A 19,966-nucleotide genomic window follows, 5' to 3' on the forward strand; every position below is an offset into this window, starting at 1 on the left:
TTGAAAATGAAAAAAATAATAATTTCTTTTATCGGAATTTTAGCTGTTTTGTTTTGCTTTACAGCTTGTGAAAAAGATTACCTAGACACCTCTCCTACAGATCGCGTATCATCTTCGGCAGCAGTATTAACTACAGACAATGCTTTAACAGCTCTAAATGGGATACACAGAGCATTATATGAACGATACGCTGATAGCCAAGGAAGAGTAGGCATAGGTGCTTTTAACCTACATATTGATGAAGCAGGAGAAGACCATGTGTTTAATAGATCGAATTGGACACAGTCGTACCGGTGGTTACCAAATGAAAGCCCAACAAACTCTTACACGACTGCAAACTGGGCTATGTTCTACCAGTGGATAGCCAATGCCAATATTATAATTAATGGTATTGACAATGCTACCGGAGAACAAGCAGACAAAGATGGCATAAAGGGACAAGCACTTGTATACAGAGCATTTTGTCACTTTCATTTAGTACGTGTATGGGGAAATAGATATGAAACTGGGGGCGGAAATTCTCAATTAGGAGTTCCTATTAAATTAGATAATTCTGTAGACCCTATTGCACGCTCAACAGTTGAAGAGGTTTATACTCAAATTAACGAAGATTTGGATGATGCCATTGGTTTATTAGATGGGTATTCACGAAACAATAAATCACATTTTAACGCCAATGTTGCAAAAGGTTTAAAAGCAAGAGTTGCTTTAACCCAAGGTAATTGGTCGACAGCTGCACAATTTGCATCTGAGGCAAGAGCAGGGTTTACCCTAATGGACGCAGCTACTTATGCACAAGGGTTTCAAATATTCTCTGAAACTAATAGTGAGTTTATGTGGGCAAGTCATATCGTTGAAGACCAAACAGACTCTTTTGGGAACTACGGCGCATATATCTCAAGAAATTTTAGTTCATCGGCGATTCGTGGCAATCCCAGATCAATTAATAATTTATTGTATGATATGATCTCTGCAACCGATGTACGTAAAACATTATGGGATCCAACTGGGGAGCACTTAAACTTACCAGACGGTGTTTCTTTATTGTCTACGCACAATAAATACCCATATACTAGTCAAAAATTCATTGCCGTAAGTAATGGTGATAGCCGTTTAGACGTCCCCATGATGCGTGCTGCAGAAATGTATTTAATTGAAGCTGAAGCATTAGCTAGAAATAGTCAAGATGGATTAGCTGCCCAGACATTGTATGATATGGTTATTACAAGAGATCCAGACTATACGTTATCTACTAATACAGGGCAAGCCTTAATAGATGAAATTTTAGTGCAACGCCGCATTGAATTATGGGGCGAAGGTTTTAGATGGTACGATTTAAAACGATTAAATCTTCCGTTAGATAGAACAGGTTCAAACCAAAGTTCAACTTATACCAACGGAGTTATGCAAATTGCCGCTGACGACAATAGGTGGACATGGCCCATACCACAAGATGAAATTGATGCCAACCCATTAATCGAACAAAACCCCATATAACTAGTTTAAAATTGAGTTAGCTTGTAATTTAGTAATGAAGGTTATTAGATTATTTTCGGCCTCTGTTCTTTCTCTCACAGAACAGAGGTTTTTTATTGATTTAGCTATACCTGAATTTTTTATAAACACGCTGCTGTGCTCTGAATGAACCTCCTCTATACAAAAGGAAATTACTTTGTCATTCAGAAGCCTGCCTATCGGCAGACAGGGAGGCACGACTGAAGAATCTAAAAACTCTCTTTAGCCCCTTTGGCTGGTACATAAACATAATATATCCTTTGTTTTCATTCGACCCTAATATGATGAGATTCTTCGCTGTGCTCTGAATGACATTGCCCCCCAAACAAAACAAAGCCGCCATGTCATTCAGAAGGAGGCACGACTGAAGAATCTTTCAAATGGTGTCATTAAGGAATATCCACTTAGGGTTAACACTTAAAATTAGATTGTTCTTTTTTTCTCGACTCCAACCTTTGATTTGTTTTTCTCTTTTTATGGCATCTTCAATTTCAAAAAAATGTTCATAATAAACAAGGTAAAAGCATCTATATTTTAAAGTAAAAGCTTTTGAAAAGGGTTCAGGGTTTTTATGATAATAGAGCCGTTCTTTTAGATTATTGGTTACTCCTGTATATAAAACTGTTTTTGTTTTATTGGTAAGTATATAAATGTAGTAGTTGTGTGTGCCTTTTGTTTTCATTTTCTGTTAATGATTATGAGATTCTTCACTGTGAGATTCTTCGCTATAGCCTGTACTGAGCGTAGTCGAAGTACTCTGAATGACACCTCCTCTATACAATACAAAGTCACCATGTCATTCAGCATCTATATTCATTATGACATGTTCCTTTAAACAACCCATTTACTATCTATGGTAAATAATCAATACTAATGGCATCCAACTCATAAACACCATCAAAGATTTCGTGTCCACTACCCGTATATTTAAAGGCGATGTGTACTGTCCCAGTAATACAAGACAAATCCACATTACCGGAATTAAACCAAGGCACAAAAGAATCGGTATCCTTTACAACATAGGCGGCAGGTAATACACCCCATGTTGCAGAGGTTATATTTGCTTCGGTTCCATCCCAATCTAAAGTATACAGCACTTCTAAATAACTACTGTCTGCCACACTGTTAGAGGTTTTAAAACGTAAGGTCTCACCATCTTGGGTGTCTAAATCGATGGCCGGTGTTATTAACCATCCAATATTACTAGCGTCACCTGAGCTTGCAGATTTAAATCTGGCAGATCTCCCCAAAGATGCATTCGATGATGTTGAGGAATAGGCCTCCCAACCTTCACTGCCAGATTCTGTATAGTTGGTCCAACCGTTTCCTGTTATTAACTTATTGTTTTTTTGCGATTCAAAATCTTCATAAAATAAATTCACCGTTCCAAACGAAGGTGCCAATCCGCAATCTAATTCCATAGGATCACAGCGTTCATCAGAATCAAAAATAATATCGGACGAACTGCTTACTATCAGCACATTAAGATCATTCCCATAATCTCTACTAAATATGCCTTTAATGCTTCCTTTGTTCTGAGGTACGGGCAACGATTTAAAATCTGAAAAAGTACTTGTCTGTAGTAAAATAGAAGCTCCAGACTCACAGCTTTCCAAAACCCTTAAACCATCAAAGGCATCGGTAGATTCACCAGCATAGGTTAACGCTAAATCAAACCTATTAATCTGCATATTATCTAATTGAACCAAAGTGTTTTCGTCTGCTTCTGTTAAATGAATTAATGAACTCAATTTAGGCGTAATCGGAGCCACTTCCGAGGTTCTTAAAACTATATTTTGATACTCAAAATCTTGAATTTGCTCTATTTTAGAATCTTCCCCTCGACCAATTGCCAAAACACCGTTGGATTCCCCAATGGTCAACCCCTTAAGTTTTACATATACTTTTCTGCCAAATTCATAGATATCCGATAGGCTCCCTACATTAATTTCCAATTTAATACCAAGCCTGGGGTCATGATCTGGGTTCTCCGCATCTATCTTATTTTGAATAATGAGCTCTTCAAAGAAATTCCCTGCTTGATCACTGGAAACAACATAACCTTCAATATATAAATCTTCATTTATAACCGCTATAAGGTTTCCATTGTTCTTTTCTTGTTCATACCTTTCATAAATAGCTTTAAATGTTGTTAGTTGGTTTGTTGGAATGACTATGTTTTCTACATCATCAGGACTTGGGATGCTATAATCTTCATCTACACAAGAAAAAAACAGGATCATCATGTTTAAAATTAAAAGTCTATTTCTATAATTCATCATATCTTTTTAAAAATTAACATAGAGGTTTAGAAAATACGTAGCGCCCCTTCCGTACCAATACTTGGGTCCAAAAACAGGTTTATTTAAAGCTTGATCCTCTCTTAGTTGTCTATAGTTTGCTTGCCGCCCTTGTTCAAAGCCTCCTGTTTTAAAAACTTCATCCAGAACATTATTTATACTTGCAAAAAATCCCATGTAATACTGATTGACTCGCCACGATTTCCCTCCCACAAGGTTTACAACCATATAATCATCAAAAGAGGCTTGTTTTAACAATGCTTTAGCGATAGTTTCATCATAATCAACAAATGGTAAGCCATCAACATCTTTAAAAAAATTATCGGTTCTGGTCAATGGACTTATATCGACATAGATTTTATCAAAAAAATTGACCGTAGCTCCAAACCACCAATATTCCGGATCACGATATTCAAAGCCAATAGAGTAAGCCCGATGTGGACCAACAGCTAACTTATAGTCTTTAAGTTTAGAAGTTCCTAGATAAACATTTTCAAACCTATCTGAAGACAGGTATAGGTCTGGGTTATTAGCATAAGTGTATCCCCCTAAGGCAGCCACTCCTTTTAATTTAACGGTTGGTGTTACCTGAGCTTCTATGCCCAGTTCTATGCCTAAATGATTTTTATGTATGCCTTGTAGAATCTCTTGAATAAACTCGTTGTCATCATAGCCCGATCGTTGTGTTCCAGATTCGGCAATGACATGCCCTATGCCATCTGCAAAAAAGAATGAGATATCATTGGCATCTTTAAGTTGTGTATAAAACCCTGTAAGTTTAGCTTTAACAATGGGTGACCTAAAAATATAACTCGCATCTAAAGACATTATTTTTTCTTCGGAAATATTCGGAACGATATTGTGATTCGCTCTGGAATTAGAATAGCTATTGCGAATAGAAGGTGCTTTTATAATATAACCTGCATGTATATCTACGATGTGTTTCCCCGTGATTTTATATGTACCGCCAACTTTAAGACCTAACCCTGTAAAAGATAATACTTCACCTTTGCCAAAGGAATTATCTTTAAATGTTTCGTATTGAAATAACCCTTCTCTTTGATATTGTGTATTGGTAACACTTCCAGACACAAAAAAATCTACAGGATTATATGTAAACTGTGCTTGTGCATAACCAGAAATAATATTGGCAAACATATTATAATGGTAGCCATAAGTACCTCCTACACCAACCATGGTATTCGGGTTTTTTAAATCGAATTGAACGCCATCAAAGCTATCTACATTTAAAAAGCCGGAACCGCCAAGAAGATCTAGAACTTGAGCATAATTTTTAGATTCCAGCTTTTTATAATTAATAGATGCATTAAATAGAAGATGCTCGCTTAACTCACTACTAAAAATAGTATTTAGGGTTAATTGATCGTCATCTACCCTATCTTCATACAACATATACGTTGCAAGTCTTTCTTGGGATGTGCTAATTAAATTTGCACGGTACATTTCTTCCCAATTAACCTGTCCATTATTTAAAAAGGCCTGTTGCGCACCATAAGCGAACTCTAAATCATTCGGAAAGTTCCTTTCAAAATAGCTTGGAAGTTTTTGGTAATAGGTCGGACTCGGATTTTGTCCGCCACTTTCAAAAACTACAGTCCCATCATTATTCACAATCCTATTGGGGCCACCGTATGCCAAACGACTGTTTCCTAGCTTTCCAAATTGATAACCAATATTCGTATTTAATTTTGTTTTACTATTTATATGCCAATAATGATTTAACATCACAATAGGTTCTTCCACTTCTTTAATACGTGAATTACGTTTTTTGCCTCCTTGCCATCCCCAATATTCATTATACTTTATGCCCTTTAAATTATAAACCTCTTGAGTATTTGCAGATGATTTGCCTCTTCTATTTGGTGCATAAATACCTGTAAAGCTCAAACTATGTTTATCATTAATTACTTTTTCTGTGGACATAAAAACTGAATTGGAGCTATATATTGTCGCATCTTGATAGCCCTCGTTTCCCCAACGTCTTCCTAAAGATAATGTATAAGCCCACCCACTTTTTAATAATCCCGAGGCATAGGTCGCCATCAGCCTATTGGTATAGCTTCTATCAGAAGAGGAATAAGTCAGTCGTCTCCCCGATCGCTTTTGTGATGCCCTGGTGTTTATATTTATGCTGCCCAACAAGCCTCCAAAATGGTAGTTAGAAGGTGCTAAACCGGTACTTAATTCCTGATGGCGTATCACATCGTTTAAACCGCCCCAATGGCTCCATTGCGGACGTCCATTATAGATTTTATTCATTTCGATACCGTTGATCATAACCGATCCCTGATCTGAATCCAACCCTCTTAACTTAAAGAAGGAAGCGCTAAACTCAAAAGCTGCTGTACGTTGAAAAATATCCGGAGACGCTTGTAATAATCCTGAAATACTGCCCAGACCATTGGCATTATCGTCAAGTTCATCATCAGTAAGGCTTATTGTAAATAAGTCTTGAGACAGCGAGTTATCTAATTCCAAAGTCATATCGGTAATATTTACAACCTCATGTTCATTAACGACTATAGGATACCTTTTAGTTATATATCCCAATTTTGAAATCTTTAAAATATGTTCGCCCAAGGGTACATTTACAGAGAATACAAATTCACCCAAAGCGTCTGTTTGCGTTTGTTGTGTTGTTTCTTCTATATTAATGATGACATTTTCTATAGGCTGAAATGCCAGGGCATCTTTTACACTGCCTTTTATTAAAGTTTGCTGTGCCAACACAGGTCGTGTTGAAAATAATATGAATAGTATAATGGCTACTTTTTTAATAGGGCTTGTTTCTTTCCGATTAAAAATATATTCACTCAAATATGTTATTTGACTTAATGTATATGCGAATATATATTATTTGTAGGAATTAACATCTTTTTATATTAAGAAATTATCTACTTTTAGCTTAACCTAATCATTTCCTATATGAAATATTTAAGCTTCTGTTTTATTATATTGTATGTTCTCTGTACCGAAAACACTTATGCACAGAAAAAGAAACTATTTAAAATTCATACAATAGCCTTCTACAATTTGGAAAACTTATTCGATACTATTAATGATCCTAATAAATTGGATGAGTTTAGTCCTATCATGGAATTAAAAACAAATCGTACCTGGGTATATAAAAAGAAGGTGCAAAATATGGCCCGGGTCATTGCGGATATTGGCTATAAAATAACTCATAATAAACCCGCCATTATTGGAGTGTCTGAAGTTGAAAACCGTGAAGTGCTGGAAGATCTTGTTAATGATTCTTTACTGAGGGATACCGATTACGGGATTGTACATTTTGATTCTCCCGATGCCCGGGGTATTGATGTTGGTCTGTTATACCAGAAAAAGATATTTATCCCTCTACACACAAGCAAACATAAACTTAAAATTTACGATGACACTAATAGGAAACGAATTTACACAAGGGACCAATTATTAGTAAGCGGTTACCTAGAAGGGGAAATGATTCATATCATTATTAATCATTGGCCATCCCGCCGTGGCGGTGAGGCCAAAAGTAGACCAAAACGTATGGCAGCCGCTAAATTGAATAAATATTTAATTGACTCGCTTCAAGTAATAAACCCTTATGCAAAGATTTTTATTATGGGCGATTTAAATGACGATCCTACAAACAAAAGTATTAAAGCTATTTTAAAAGCCAAAAAAGAGAAAAACAAAACTGGTTTAAAAGGGCTTTATAATCCTTTTGAAAGCTTTTATAAAAATGGATTGGGTACTACGGCTTATCGAGATACCTGGAGTTTGTTCGATCAAATTATCATGACCAGGCCCTTGCTTGAAAAGGAGTATTCTTCCTTTAGGTTTTATAAAGCTGGCATCTTTAATGAAAGCTACTTATTTTATAAAGATGGCCGCTATAAAGGCTATCCTTTTAGAAGTTTTTCCAATGGGCGCTTTACAAATGGTTATAGTGATCACCTTCCTGCTTATGTGTATGTTATTAAGGAAGTAAAGTGATTTGGTTATTTAAAGGTTTGATGTATTATTCTAAATAAAAATAAATCTACCTGCCGTAATAGGGGAAATCTATTTAAAATTAAACATTTAATTGATTGTCCGTAATTTGTCATAAACCTAAAAACATATTGTTTTTGTCATCCCGAGGCAACGAGGGATCTCATTGATTATAAACAGATTATTCACTTCGTTCTGAATGATAAAAATATCATTATGTATGATTACGGACATTCAGTAACATTTATATATCAATCCATTTCTTATTTAAAATTACTATAAAATAAAAATAGCCTGTCCCGTTGTAGAACAGAGGTGATTTTAATAACAATACAACAATGTTTTAAAACCAAAAGCCTATATTGAAAAACCAGATACTTTTTTTCTGTTCGGGAGAATAACTAAATTTTCCTTGAATGGGTCCAATAAAAGTATCTATGGCATAACCTAATGCATAGCCATTGTAATCTGAAAATGTAAACCATTCGCCCGTTTCAAATATATCATCATCTATATTTGCCCAGTTTCCTTCTAAACTAATGTGGTGATTTTTAAAAATTTCATAATCGGCAATAAGGGAGGTTTTTACATAACTGTTGCCTGTAAGTGAAATAAAGTCATACCCTAAAAATGGAATAAAATTATTTATTAAGTTGTTACCATAACCACCAAGCGCAAAATCTAACGTTTGGGTAGATTTATCCCCCAATTTAAACCCACCATGTGATTGTAAATTAAATGCTAATTTTTCCGAAACACTAAAAGCGTAACCCATATCTGCTCTGGCTATCGAAAATCTTTCAAAATTCTCATTGAATCTCGATGCATATAAATAGAGATGTAAACTGCCATCAAAATAAAATCCTTTTCTTGGAAAATACTTATCATCATAAGTATCTAACTTTAAATTCCCAAAAACACTAAAATAGTCGGTGTTCTCGAATAAAAACTCTTCTTCTGGATTATCTGTCGCAATTGTTTGGGATTTTACTTTCAGGCGTTTATGCTCTGCACCTATAGCCAGGGCAAAATCTTTTCTAAATAATGTTTGCACATAAAACTGATTGGTTTGATCTTGTAACTTTGCATCTATTTTATTTAAGCCTGAACCCACAATTTGATCGTCCTCTAGTAGTAATTGTGCGCTTATATTTTTATGAAATTGTTGAAACCTCGATTTAAATCCAACACTCCAATAAAACCCTTTATCAATTAAATATTCAAAATCATATCTAACATTATCGCCTAAGATAATGTCCAGGGAAGCCATATCATTATCAAATAACACATGATGTTGGGTTAAATTTATTAACAAAGCACTCTTATATAAATCATCGTAATGAATTCCTGCCTTTAAAAAAGTATTGTTTTCATTTTCGGTTAAGGTTGCAAATAAATCATATCCGTCTTTTTCTTTTGTTTTGCTAAACTCGTACTGGAATGTTTTAAAGTTATTTGTAGCTACTAAACTATTTATGCCATTATTAAAGTCTTTATAACTTATTTTTTTATTAAGTTTTAACTTCAACTTACCTAAAACATAGGCCCTTGTGTAATGACTATTTCCCGCAAGAGAAACCTTATTGATTACAATACTGTCCAGTGGCTGTATTTTTACCTTGGGAACGACTGTCCCCATTTCTTCTTTTTTTATTAAAGCTTGCAAGGCTTCTACCTTATCTATGGCTGCTTGCTTGCCTTTTTTAATAATTTTAAACCCTTCACTAAAAGACACGACATTAAAATCTTTGATATCCGGTTTAATATAAACATCTGTTTTAGGAACCTTTAACTCCATAGCTTTAATGGTCCTAAAATTGTTGATTTGAAGTAAAACCTCTGGAGCAGAAACTAATTTTTCACGATCTGCTAATCCGTCTTGAACATCTACTCCAATAATAACATCCATCCCTTTGGCTTTCAATTCATCAATTGGGTAATTATTTACTACACCGCCATCTGTTAGGATTTTATCATTAATAACCACTGGTTGAAATATTGAAGGCAGCGCCCCACTGGCCATTACGGATTGAGCCAGGTTTCCTTTATCGAGCATAACGGCTTCTCCTGTTTCAATATTGGTGGCAATACAGAAAAACGGAATAGGCAACTTGTTAAAATCGTTTATTTCGCTAACATGTAATGTTAACCTTGAAAGGAGGTTATATGTATTTTGACCTCTGGAAAGTGCCGATGGTAACGAAATTTTAAAATCATTAAAAGGAAGTTTTATAGCATACCTTTCATCATTATCCCGTTCGTAAAATGCTTTGGATGCTCTAGGTAAATTATCATTTATAATATTATTAAAATTGATTTCTTTAAAAATAGAATCAAGTTGATTACCCGAATATCCCGATGCATATAATGCACCTATAATAGCTCCCATACTTGTTCCAGCTACATAATCGACTTTCACCCCTAAACTATCAATGACTTTAAGAGCTCCAATATGCGCTAGTCCCTTTGCTCCTCCACCGCTTAGTACTAAACCAATTTTTGGTGTCGTTTTTTCTTCTGGTTTGTTTTGAGCTTTCGCGGAAAACAAAACGAGTAAAAATAGGGTCAATATGGTGATCTTTATTTTCAAACTTTATTTTTAATCAAATCTAAATGGCTCAAAACTTTACTGAATTTGTCATGTTGAAATGAGGTACGATCAAGGCACTCCATGAGAGGTTTAAAGGTATGTTCTATATAATTTATTACGTTGTTCAAAGTAACAAATAATTTTAAGATCATGTATTAAACATCTTTTTAAATTAAGAAGTGGTTTAAACTTTTTATAATTGGCTGCAAAATGTCCTTTTATCCCCATATTTTGTCTTTTTATTACTCCGTAGCGATGCTATGCAGCTCAAAAAAGCCTTCTTATGGGAACAAAATGATTATTTTTCGCTTCAATCAAAAAAGTTTAAACCACTTCTAAAACTAAATTACTTTTCATGATAATAATTATAAATCTTTTCAGCTCTTGAAACCCCTACAATAGTCTCCAACTCATCCAACTTAGCATTTGCTACTCGTTTAACAGATTTAAAATGCTTTAACAACTCTACAACCGTTTTATCTCCTATGCCCGAAATATTTTCCAGCTCTGTATTTAATGCACTTTTACTACGTTTATTTCTATGGTGTTCAATCCCAAAACGATGTGCTTCGTTACGCAATTGTTGTATAATTTTTAAAGTTTCGCTTTTCTTATCCAAGTATAATGGAATAGGGTCGTCTGGATAAAACAGTTCTTCCAAACGTTTTGCAATGCCTATAATGGCTATTTTACCTCTTAAATTTAAAGCGTCCAAGCTTTTTAATGCTGAAGATAATTGTCCTTTACCGCCATCAATAATAATAAGCTGCGGTAACGGCTGCCCTTCTTCAATCAAGCGTTTATAACGCCTGTACACCACTTCTTCCATAGATGCAAAATCGTCTGGTCCAACAACCGTTTTAATATTAAAATGGCGATAGTCCTTTTTACTGGGTTTTCCATTTTTAAAAACCACACATGCGGCTACTGGATTAGTGCCCTGAATGTTAGAATTATCGAAACATTCAATATGTCTCGGTTCTTTGGAAAGCCTTAAATCGGCTTTCATCTGCGCCATAATTCTATTGGCATGCCTATCTGGGTCTACCATTTTGTCTTGCTTAAAACGCTCCATTCTGTAATATTTAGCGTTACGAAGAGATAAATCCAAAATATGCTTTTTGTCCCCTAGTTTTGGTACAGTTACTTTAATATCATCGCCTACATCAACTTTAAAGGGCACATAAATTTCTTTTGAATTAGAATTAAAACGCTGTCTAATTTCAATAATAGCCAGCTCTAAAAGCTGTAGATCTGTTTCGTCCAACTTCTTTTTAACCTCTAAGGTATGTGAACGGATAATAGAGCCATATGAAAGTTGTAAAAAGTTAACATAACCATAACTTTCGTCACTCATTATAGAAAACACATCAACATTGCTGATTTTTGGATTTACAATAGTAGACTTTGCCTGATAATTTTCTAATATTTCTACTTTTTCCTTTATTTTTTGAGCTTCTTCAAATTGCATGGCTTCCGCAAACTGCTTCATTTGCAATTTAAATTGTGCCAGTGAATCTTTAAAATTTCCTTTTAAAATTTCTTTAATGGCTTTTATATTATCATGATATTCTTGTTCGGTCTCTAACCCTTCGCAAGCGCCCTTACAATTTCCTAAATGATATTCTAAGCATACTTTGTACTTACCTGCCTCTATTTTTTCTTGAGATAAATGATAATTACATGTTCTTAAATGATATAGGCCTTTTATTAAATCCAACAAAGTTGAAACCGTTTTCATACTGGTATAGGGACCAAAGTACTCGCTCCCATCTTTAAAGATTCGACGTGTTGAGAACACTCTTGGAAAACGTTCTTTTTTTATACAGATCCAAGGATAGGATTTGTCGTCTTTTAGCATAACATTATAACGGGGCATGTGTTTCTTGATCAGATTGTTTTCTAACAACAAAGCATCCGTTTCCGTTTCTACTACAATATGTTTTATGTGCGCTATTTTTTTTACAAGCACCCTGGTTTTGCCATTATCATGGGTCTTTGTAAAATAAGAGCTTACACGTTTCTTTAAATTTTTAGCTTTGCCTACGTATAAAATGGTATCGTTAACGTCAAAATATTGGTATACGCCGGGGGCATTGGGTAAGGTTTTTAATTGTATTTCTAATGCAGGTACATCCATTAACTCAAAGGTATATTAAATTCTAGATAATGTAAAAATTCGTTTACCTTTTTTAGTATATTGCAGTACTTGGTTAACCCATATTTTAATGAATATAGTTATTCTATCACGAAATCCTAATTTGTTTTCTACCGAGCGCCTTGTTACAGAAGGTGAAAAACGGGGACATATTATGGAGGTCATAGATCCCTTAAAATGTGACCTTATTATTGAAAAAGAAAAGCCCACCATTTATTACAAGGATCGTTATCTGGACTATGTAGATGCCATTATCCCTCGCATTGGAGCTTCTTCAACCTTTTTTGGTTGTGCTGTTGTTAGACAATTTGAGATGATGAATGTATTTACTTCGGTCACATCGGATGCTATTATAAGGTCGAGAGACAAGCTAAGGAGTTTCCAAAGGCTTTCTAAAGCTGGTATTGGTATGCCAAAAACAGTATTTACCAATTACTCTAGAGATGTTGAGAAGGTCATTACCCATGTAGGGGGTACCCCTGTTATCATAAAGCTTCTTGAAGGGACTCAAGGGCTTGGCGTGGTACTGGCTGAAACTAAAAATGCTGCCGAATCCGTTTTGGAGGCTTTTAATGGCTTGCAGGCAAGAGCTCTGGTTCAAGAATACATTTCGGAAGCTAAAGGTGCCGATTTAAGAGCTTTAGTCGTAGACGGTCAAGTTATTGGCGCTATAAAAAGACAAGGTAAAGAAGGGGAGTTTCGTTCTAACTTACATAGAGGCGGCTCCGCTAAGGTCATAAAACTTAATGAAGCCGAATTAAAAGTGGCCATGAAAGCATCGAGAGCTTTAAAACTTCCTGTTTGTGGTGTAGATATGCTACAATCTAAAAGAGGCCCTTTACTTTTAGAAGTAAACTCCACGCCTGGTTTAGAAGGCATTGAAGCCGGTACAGGCAAAAATATTGCTAAAAGCATCATTACTTACATTGAAAGAAATAGACACAGTTAAACAAAATTAATGGCGAATACTAAAACCAACTTATTAACCATTCTTGGGGTATCTATTAAACCCGGAGAAAGTAAGGAAGCTAGTTTTGATGTTGCTAATTTACATACCTCTACTCCTGTAAATGTGCCGGTAATTATTGAGCGCTCTAAAAAACCAGGCCCCATAGTATTATTTACCGCTGGCATACATGGCGATGAGGTTAATGGGGTCGAGATTGTTAGGCAACTCATTGCAAAAGGTATTAACAAACCAAAATGTGGCACTACTATTTGTATTCCAGTGATCAATGTTTTTGGTTTTATAAATTTAAAACGTGAATTTCCTGATGGACGTGATTTAAATCGTGTATTCCCAGGAAGTTCAAATGGTTCTTTGGCAAGTAGGGTCGCGCATAAACTTATACATGAAATTGTACCATATGTAGATTATATTATGGATTTTCACACGGGTGGTTCCGGCAGGTTTAATGCGCCACAAATTCGTATCATTGAAGGGGAAAAGCAACTTAACAAACTAGCTACCGTCTTTGGAGCTCCTTTTGTATTATACTCTAAGCATCTAACCAAATCTTTTAGGCACACTTGTTCTAAATTAGGAAAGCCCTTGCTTCTTTTTGAAGGAGGAAAGTCCTTTCATATAGACGATGTAATAACTAATTCTGGGGTGAATGGCGCTAAACGCATTCTAAATCATTTAGGTATGTTAAACTCTAAATTTAAAGTCTCAACCCCTAAAAAAGATTGTATTCTTATATATGGAAGCAAATGGAAACGTGCTAAATATTCGGGCATGTTTCAAACATCTGCAAAAATAAGCTCCAAAGTACAGAAAGGCGATATTTTAGGTAACATTACAGACCCTTATGGCAAGTTTAATTATTTTGTGAAAGCGGACCATTCTGGATACATAATAAATGTAAACGAAGCGCCTATTGTTTATCAAGGCGATGCCCTTTTCCACATTTCAACAGCGTTTAAATAAACCTATTAAACCTCTAAACCCATATATAGTCAAACCAAGATAAAATGTTATTCGAAGATATTTTTTTAAATTAGAAACAATATAGCCTTATCAGTTGTTTTTCAGCTTTAGACCTGACAGGTCTGGGCTGTGTAAATAAAAATGGCTTTTTATAATGATTTAGCTATAATTTGTTTCTTTTTGAAATTCAAACCGTCTCATTATGATTAAAAAGGAATTGCGGCATAAATATAAAGTTCTTAGAAAACAGTTATCCCCAGAGCAAATGGATACGCTAAGCTTAAGTATAGCTAACCATGTTTTAAAACTGCCTATTTGGGAACATACTTTTTATCATTTGTTTCTGTCGATTGAAGAACAAAGGGAAGTCAATACTGATTATATTCTTAATATCTTATCAGGAAAGGATAAGAATATTGTTATTTCTAAAAGTGATTTTAAAACGGGACTAATGACCCATTTTCTTTTAACCGATAACATAAAGATTAAAAAAAACAGTTATAACATTCCGGAGCCTGTTGATGGTATTGCCATTTCAAATGATAAAATCGATGTGGCTTTTATACCCCTTTTAGGGTTTGATAAAGCTGGGAACAGGGTTGGCTATGGTAAAGGATTTTATGACCGTTTTTTGGCTGGTTGCAAGCCAGAAACCATTAAAATTGGTTTGTCTTTTTTTAAGGCTGAAGATAAGATTACAGATGTTTATGAAAGCGATATAAAGTTGGATTATTGTGTGACACCTGAGACTATCTACACATTCTGATTAACGTAAGCTTCGATCTAAAACTGGCATATTTTAACGATAAATACACTTATATTGCTGCTTATTTCAACTGTGCTCAACCTGATGTTTAAATATAACTTATTGATTTTTAAATTGAGCTAATTAATTATCCCCGTCGTGCTTTGTCTTTGGAAATGCTTTCTTATTAAAAACAATAAGCATGACGAAACCTACACTTATTGCAACATCGGCAACATTAAAAACAGGTTCGAAAAATGTGAAGAATTCACCGCCATAAAATGGTATCCAATCTGGCAAATAATCATTGTACAAAGGCAAATGTAACATATCTACGACCTTACCATGAAGCAAACCATCGTAACCTCCCGCTTCTGGTAAAAATGTGGCAACTTGATTGCGGCTACTGTCAAACAAAACACCATAGAAAACCGAATCTATTATATTACCTAAAGCACCGGCAAATATTAAAGCTATAGCTAATATCAATACTTTAGAACTTTTATTTTTTGTAGCATTATACAACCAATAACCAATACCAAAAATAGCGAAAACCCTAAATAGTGTTAATATCACTTTGGCTGTTCTCTCTGATATATATGATGAGAAATCGCTAATTTTTGTGCCCCAGGCCATACCATTATTTTCGATAAAAAATATCTTAAACCAATCAAACACCTCAATACTATCCTGAAGTTTAAAATGGGTTTTTATATATATTTTACTTATTTGGTCGATAAGCAATACTAGAATGATAAGGATGATCGATTTTTTCAGGGACATAATTAAAAAAAGAACGTCTCGATTTAAATCGAGACGTTGTGAATATATATTTATTGCATGTTTTTAGCTTCAATACTTAAAGTAGCATGAGGCACTAATTTTAAGCGTTCTTTATTGATTAGTTTTTTTGTTACACGACAAATGCCATATGTTTTATTTTCAATTCTAATCAATGCATTTTTAAGATCGCGAATAAACTTTTCTTGTCTAATGGCCAATTGAGAATTGGATTCCTTGCTCATAACTGCACTTCCTTCATCAAACGCTTTAAAAGTAGGCGATGTATCTTCAGTCCCATTATTATGGTCATTCATATACGCACTTTTTATAAGCTCTAAATCATGTTTTGCTTTCTCTATTTTTTCTGTAATTAACTCTTTAAACTCGGCTAAATCCTTATCAGAATATCTTACACTTGCATCTGTACTCATAACTTTAATGTTTTTGTATAAACAATTTGGTACTTACATCATCAAAAACAATTTCTATACCATTATCTAATTTGTCAATAATTTCAAGTTCATTGGTTAACGTTTCCGATTTAATATAGGTCATATTTGCATTAACAGCATTTATAACATGGTCATCTTTTTGAAGCCTTACATCAATTCTATCTGTGACTTCAAACCCTGAATCTTTACGCAGATTTTGTATCCGATTAATTAGTTCTCTCGCGATACCTTCCTTTCGTAAATCATCAGATATTGTAACATCTAAAGCCACTGTTAACGATCCTTCGTTTGCAACCAACCAACCTTCAATATCTTGAGATGTAATCTCTACATCTTCAAGCCCTAAAGTAATATTTTTTCCATTAATTTCAACATCTAAAATACCATTTTGTTCAATTTTTTTAATATCGTCAGAATTAAGGGCTTTAATCGTGTTGGCAATTAGTTTCATTTCTTTACCAAAACGTGGTCCAAGCGCTTTAAAATTGGGCTTTATCTGCTTTACCAGGATCTCTGAAGCCTCTTCTAAGAGCTCAACACTTTTAACATTTACTTCATGTTTTATTAACTCCGACACAGCCAATATCTCTTCTTTTTGTTGATCACTATCTACAGGGATCATTATTTTTTGGAGTGGTTGGCGCACTTTTATTTTTTCCTTTGCTCTTAACGATAAAACCAATGATGATATTGTTTGAGCGCTTTCCATTTTTCGTTCTAAACTTTTATCGACAAAAGCTTCATTGTAAATGGGAAAGTTTGCTAAATGGACACTTTCAAATGGTTCTTTTTGGGTAGCCGAATTTAAATCCAAATACAGTCTGTCCATAAAAAATGGTGCTATGGGTGCTCCTAACTTAGCAATAGCAACCATACAGGTATAAAGTGTTTGGTATGCCGATATTTTATCTTGTTGGTAATCCCCTTTCCAAAAACGTCTTCTGCTTAAACGAACAAACCAGTTACTTAAATAGTCTTGCGTGAAATCCGAAATAGCACGTGCTGCTTTTGTAGGCTCATAATCTGCATAAAATGCATCTACTTTCTTTATTAATGTATGCAATTCAGACAAAATCCAACGGTCTATTTCAGGGCGATCTTTTAAAGCTATATCTGCTTCAGAATAATTAAAGTTATCTAAATTAGTATACAGGGTAAAGAACGAATACGTATTATAAAGGGTCCCAAAAAACTTGCGTTTTACTTCTTCAATACCTTCTAAATCGAATTTTAAATTGTCCCAAGGATTTGCATTGCTAATCATATACCAACGTGTCGCATCTGCTCCATAATTCCCTAAGGTTTCAAACGGATCGACAGCATTTCCTAAACGCTTCGACATTTTCTGTCCGTTTTTGTCTAATACCAATCCATTAGACACCACACTTTTGTAAGCCACAGAATCGAAAACCATCGTTCCAATAGCGTGCAATGTATAGAACCAGCCTCTTGTTTGATCAACGCCTTCTGCTATAAAATCTGCTGGAAAAGTTGTCCCCTTATCAATTAAATCTGCATTTTCAAACGGGTAGTGCCACTGTGCATAAGGCATAGAGCCAGAATCGAACCACACATCTATCAAGTCGCTTTCTCTAAACATTTTTTGACCTGATGGTGATACCAATACGATAGCATCCACAATGTTTTTATGTAAATCTATTTTAGCGTAGTTTTCTTCGGAATTGTTTCCCACTTCAAAATCCTCAAAGATATCCTTTGCTAAAACACCTGCAGAAACAGCTTTATCCATTTCTGATTTTAATTCTTCAACAGACCCAATACAAATTTCTTCTTTACCATCTTCGGTTCTCCAAATTGGCAATGGAATGCCCCAATAACGTGAACGGGATAAATTCCAATCGTTAGCATTGGCTAACCAGTTACCAAATCGTCCTTCGCCCGTACTTTTTGGTTTCCAATTAATAGTGTTGTTAAGTTCGTGCATACGATCTTTAACATCGGTTACTTTAATAAACCAGGAATCTAAAGGATAATATAAAATGGGTTTATCGGTTCTCCAACAGTTTGGATAGCTGTGCTTATATTTTTCGACCTTAAAGGCTTTATTTTCTTCTTTTAATTTGATAGCAATCTCAACATCAACAGAACGCTCTGGTGCTTCCCCTTCATTGTAATACTCATTCTTTACGTACTTGCCTGCGTATTCTCCCATTTCTGGTCTAAAACGTCCTTGTAAATCTACAAGTGGCACCAAATTACCATTTTCATCTTTTACCAACATAGGTGGTACTTCCGGTTTTGCCTGTTTTGCAACTAAGGCATCATCTGCCCCAAAAGTAGGTGCCGTATGTACAATTCCCGTACCATCTTCCGTCGTTACGAAATCACCGGAAATGACCCTAAAAGCATTTTCTGGATGGTCGTTTGGCAAAGCATAGGGTAATAATTGCTCGTACTTTATGCCTACTAAATCATCCCCTTTACATTCTGCAATGACTTGAAAAGGTATTTTTTTATCTCCCGATTTATAACTTAATAATTCTGATCTATCTTCTACTTGATTGAATTTTCCAGAGAATTGATAATCGACCAGTTTCTTAGCTAAAACCACTTTAATTGGCTCGAATGTATATTGATTATAGGTTTCAACTAAAACGTAATCAATTTTTGGTCCAACGGTTAAGGCAGTATTACTCGGTAATGTCCAAGGTGTGGTTGTCCAAGCTAGGAAAAAGGCCTCCCCCGACCCCTCCAAAGGAGGAGAGAGCTCAAACGCATTTGCTATTGAGTTTTCAATTCCCCCTTTGGGGGTTAGGGGGCTTTTAAACTGAGCAACCACCGTTGTATCGGTAACATCTTGATAGGTTCCCGGTTGATTTAACTCATGAGAACTCAAACCTGTTCCTGCTTTTGGTGAATATGGCTGTATGGTATACCCTTTATAAAGCAACGCTTTATTATAAATTTCCTTTAATAACCACCAAACACTCTCCATATACTTAGGCTCGTAGGTAATATACGGATCGTCCATATCTACCCAGTAGCCCATTTTTTGAGTGAGATCGTTCCAAACATCGGTATAACGCATCACAGCTTTACGACAAGCTGCATTATAATCTTCTACCGAAATCGTTTTACCTATATCTTCCTTAGTGATACCTAATTCTTTTTCAACTCCCAATTCAATAGGCAACCCGTGAGTATCCCACCCCGCTTTACGCTTTACTTGGTAACCTTTCATGGTTTTGTAACGTGGGAAAATATCTTTTATAGCGCGTGCTAAAACGTGATGTACTCCAGGAAGTCCATTTGCCGATGGTGGCCCTTCATAAAACACATACGATTCTTTACCCTCTCGGGTAGAAACACTTTTTTCAAAGATGTTATTTTCTTGCCAATATTGTAGTATCTCATTTGCCACATTTGGCAAGTCAAGTCCTTTATATTCAGGAAATTTAGTGCTCATTTACTCTTTATTCTAATAAGGATGCGAATTTAAGGAATTTTGATAAAAAAGAAGTTAGTTTATTGTAAAA

13 protein-coding genes are annotated in these 19,966 nt (G+C 35.0%); 5 read left to right on the plus strand and 8 right to left on the minus strand.

Annotated elements, in window-relative coordinates; genetic code table 11:
• Window positions 1-6: 6 nt before the first annotated feature.
• Window positions 7-1,497, plus strand: coding sequence for a RagB/SusD family nutrient uptake outer membrane protein (locus PQO00_RS01540; protein ID WP_274183059.1), 1,491 nt, complete (start codon window positions 7-9; stop codon window positions 1,495-1,497).
• 394 nt (window positions 1,498-1,891) lie between these two features.
• Here PQO00_RS01540 and PQO00_RS01545 read toward each other — a convergent pair whose 3' ends face one another.
• The 3 genes from PQO00_RS01545 to PQO00_RS01555 all read right to left on the minus strand — a co-directional run bounded on the left by PQO00_RS01545 (window position 1,892) and on the right by PQO00_RS01555 (window position 6,653).
• Window positions 1,892-2,197 (minus strand): GIY-YIG nuclease family protein, encoded by a 306-nt coding sequence (locus PQO00_RS01545; protein ID WP_274183060.1) that lies wholly within the window; start codon window positions 2,195-2,197, stop codon window positions 1,892-1,894.
• Between the two features lie 169 nt (window positions 2,198-2,366).
• Entirely contained in the window at window positions 2,367-3,797 is a 1,431-nt protein-coding gene (locus tag PQO00_RS01550) for a DUF5689 domain-containing protein (RefSeq protein ID WP_274183061.1), read from the minus strand.
• A 6-nt stretch (window positions 3,798-3,803) separates the two neighbouring features.
• Window positions 3,804-6,653 carry a carboxypeptidase-like regulatory domain-containing protein gene (locus PQO00_RS01555; protein ID WP_274183062.1) on the minus strand — a complete coding sequence of 950 codons (2,850 nt, stop codon included), beginning with the start codon at window positions 6,651-6,653 and terminating at the stop codon, window positions 3,804-3,806.
• A 108-nt stretch (window positions 6,654-6,761) separates the two neighbouring features.
• Between PQO00_RS01555 and PQO00_RS01560 the strand changes: the two genes are divergently transcribed.
• Entirely contained in the window at window positions 6,762-7,814 is a 1,053-nt protein-coding gene (locus tag PQO00_RS01560) for an endonuclease/exonuclease/phosphatase family protein (RefSeq protein ID WP_274183063.1), read from the plus strand.
• Between the two features lie 340 nt (window positions 7,815-8,154).
• Here the strand turns inward: PQO00_RS01560 and PQO00_RS01565 are convergent, their stop codons facing one another.
• Window positions 8,155-10,401 (minus strand): patatin-like phospholipase family protein, encoded by a 2,247-nt coding sequence (locus tag PQO00_RS01565; protein WP_274183064.1) that lies wholly within the window; start codon window positions 10,399-10,401, stop codon window positions 8,155-8,157.
• A 346-nt stretch (window positions 10,402-10,747) separates the two neighbouring features.
• Window positions 10,748-12,541 carry an excinuclease ABC subunit UvrC gene (gene uvrC, locus PQO00_RS01570; protein WP_274183065.1) on the minus strand — a complete coding sequence of 598 codons (1,794 nt, stop codon included), beginning with the start codon at window positions 12,539-12,541 and terminating at the stop codon, window positions 10,748-10,750.
• A gap of 88 nt (window positions 12,542-12,629) precedes the next feature.
• Between uvrC and rimK the strand changes: the two genes are divergently transcribed.
• The 3 genes from rimK to PQO00_RS01585 all read left to right on the plus strand — a co-directional run bounded on the left by rimK (window position 12,630) and on the right by PQO00_RS01585 (window position 15,255).
• Window positions 12,630-13,508 (plus strand): 30S ribosomal protein S6--L-glutamate ligase, encoded by an 879-nt coding sequence (rimK, locus tag PQO00_RS01575; RefSeq protein WP_274183066.1) that lies wholly within the window; start codon window positions 12,630-12,632, stop codon window positions 13,506-13,508.
• 9 nt (window positions 13,509-13,517) lie between these two features.
• Window positions 13,518-14,489, plus strand: coding sequence for a succinylglutamate desuccinylase/aspartoacylase family protein (locus PQO00_RS01580; RefSeq protein WP_274183067.1), 972 nt, complete (start codon window positions 13,518-13,520; stop codon window positions 14,487-14,489).
• A 202-nt stretch (window positions 14,490-14,691) separates the two neighbouring features.
• Window positions 14,692-15,255: a 5-formyltetrahydrofolate cyclo-ligase gene (locus tag PQO00_RS01585; protein ID WP_274183068.1), complete on the plus strand. Its 564-nt coding sequence runs from the start codon at window positions 14,692-14,694 to the stop codon at window positions 15,253-15,255.
• 123 nt (window positions 15,256-15,378) lie between these two features.
• Here the strand turns inward: PQO00_RS01585 and PQO00_RS01590 are convergent, their stop codons facing one another.
• The 3 genes from PQO00_RS01590 to ileS are packed head-to-tail and all read right to left on the minus strand — an operon-like array spanning window position 15,379 to window position 19,896.
• The gene (locus PQO00_RS01590; RefSeq protein WP_274183069.1) at window positions 15,379-16,017 is read right to left on the minus strand and encodes a lipoprotein signal peptidase; all 639 of its coding nucleotides are present in this window, start codon (window positions 16,015-16,017) and stop codon (window positions 15,379-15,381) included.
• A gap of 50 nt (window positions 16,018-16,067) precedes the next feature.
• A complete protein-coding gene (locus PQO00_RS01595) occupies window positions 16,068-16,448 on the minus strand; it encodes a TraR/DksA C4-type zinc finger protein (protein ID WP_274183070.1) in 381 nt (126 codons plus the stop codon).
• 4 nt (window positions 16,449-16,452) lie between these two features.
• A complete protein-coding gene (gene ileS, locus PQO00_RS01600; protein WP_274183071.1) occupies window positions 16,453-19,896 on the minus strand; it encodes an isoleucine--tRNA ligase in 3,444 nt (1,147 codons plus the stop codon).
• Window positions 19,897-19,966 lie beyond the last annotated feature (70 nt).

The organism is Flavivirga sp. 57AJ16 (genome assembly GCF_028736925.1).
In the GTDB taxonomy this organism is placed as follows: domain Bacteria; phylum Bacteroidota; class Bacteroidia; order Flavobacteriales; family Flavobacteriaceae; genus Flavivirga.

Bases quoted from the DNA above. Each gene is read 5' to 3' on its own strand.
- PQO00_RS01540 (WP_274183059.1), top strand. From the start codon at position 7: ATGAAAAAAATAATAATTTCTTTTATCGGAATTTTAGCTGTTTTGTTT.
- PQO00_RS01545 (WP_274183060.1), bottom strand. From the start codon at position 2,197: ATGAAAACAAAAGGCACACACAACTACTACATTTATATACTTACCAAT.
- PQO00_RS01550 (WP_274183061.1), bottom strand. From the start codon at position 3,797: ATGATGAATTATAGAAATAGACTTTTAATTTTAAACATGATGATCCTG.
- PQO00_RS01560 (WP_274183063.1), top strand. From the start codon at position 6,762: ATGAAATATTTAAGCTTCTGTTTTATTATATTGTATGTTCTCTGTACC.
- uvrC (WP_274183065.1), bottom strand. From the start codon at position 12,541: ATGGATGTACCTGCATTAGAAATACAATTAAAAACCTTACCCAATGCC.
- rimK (WP_274183066.1), top strand. From the start codon at position 12,630: ATGAATATAGTTATTCTATCACGAAATCCTAATTTGTTTTCTACCGAG.
- PQO00_RS01580 (WP_274183067.1), top strand. From the start codon at position 13,518: ATGGCGAATACTAAAACCAACTTATTAACCATTCTTGGGGTATCTATT.
- PQO00_RS01585 (WP_274183068.1), top strand. From the start codon at position 14,692: ATGATTAAAAAGGAATTGCGGCATAAATATAAAGTTCTTAGAAAACAG.
- PQO00_RS01590 (WP_274183069.1), bottom strand. From the start codon at position 16,017: ATGTCCCTGAAAAAATCGATCATCCTTATCATTCTAGTATTGCTTATC.
- PQO00_RS01595 (WP_274183070.1), bottom strand. From the start codon at position 16,448: ATGAGTACAGATGCAAGTGTAAGATATTCTGATAAGGATTTAGCCGAG.
- ileS (WP_274183071.1), bottom strand. From the start codon at position 19,896: ATGAGCACTAAATTTCCTGAATATAAAGGACTTGACTTGCCAAATGTG.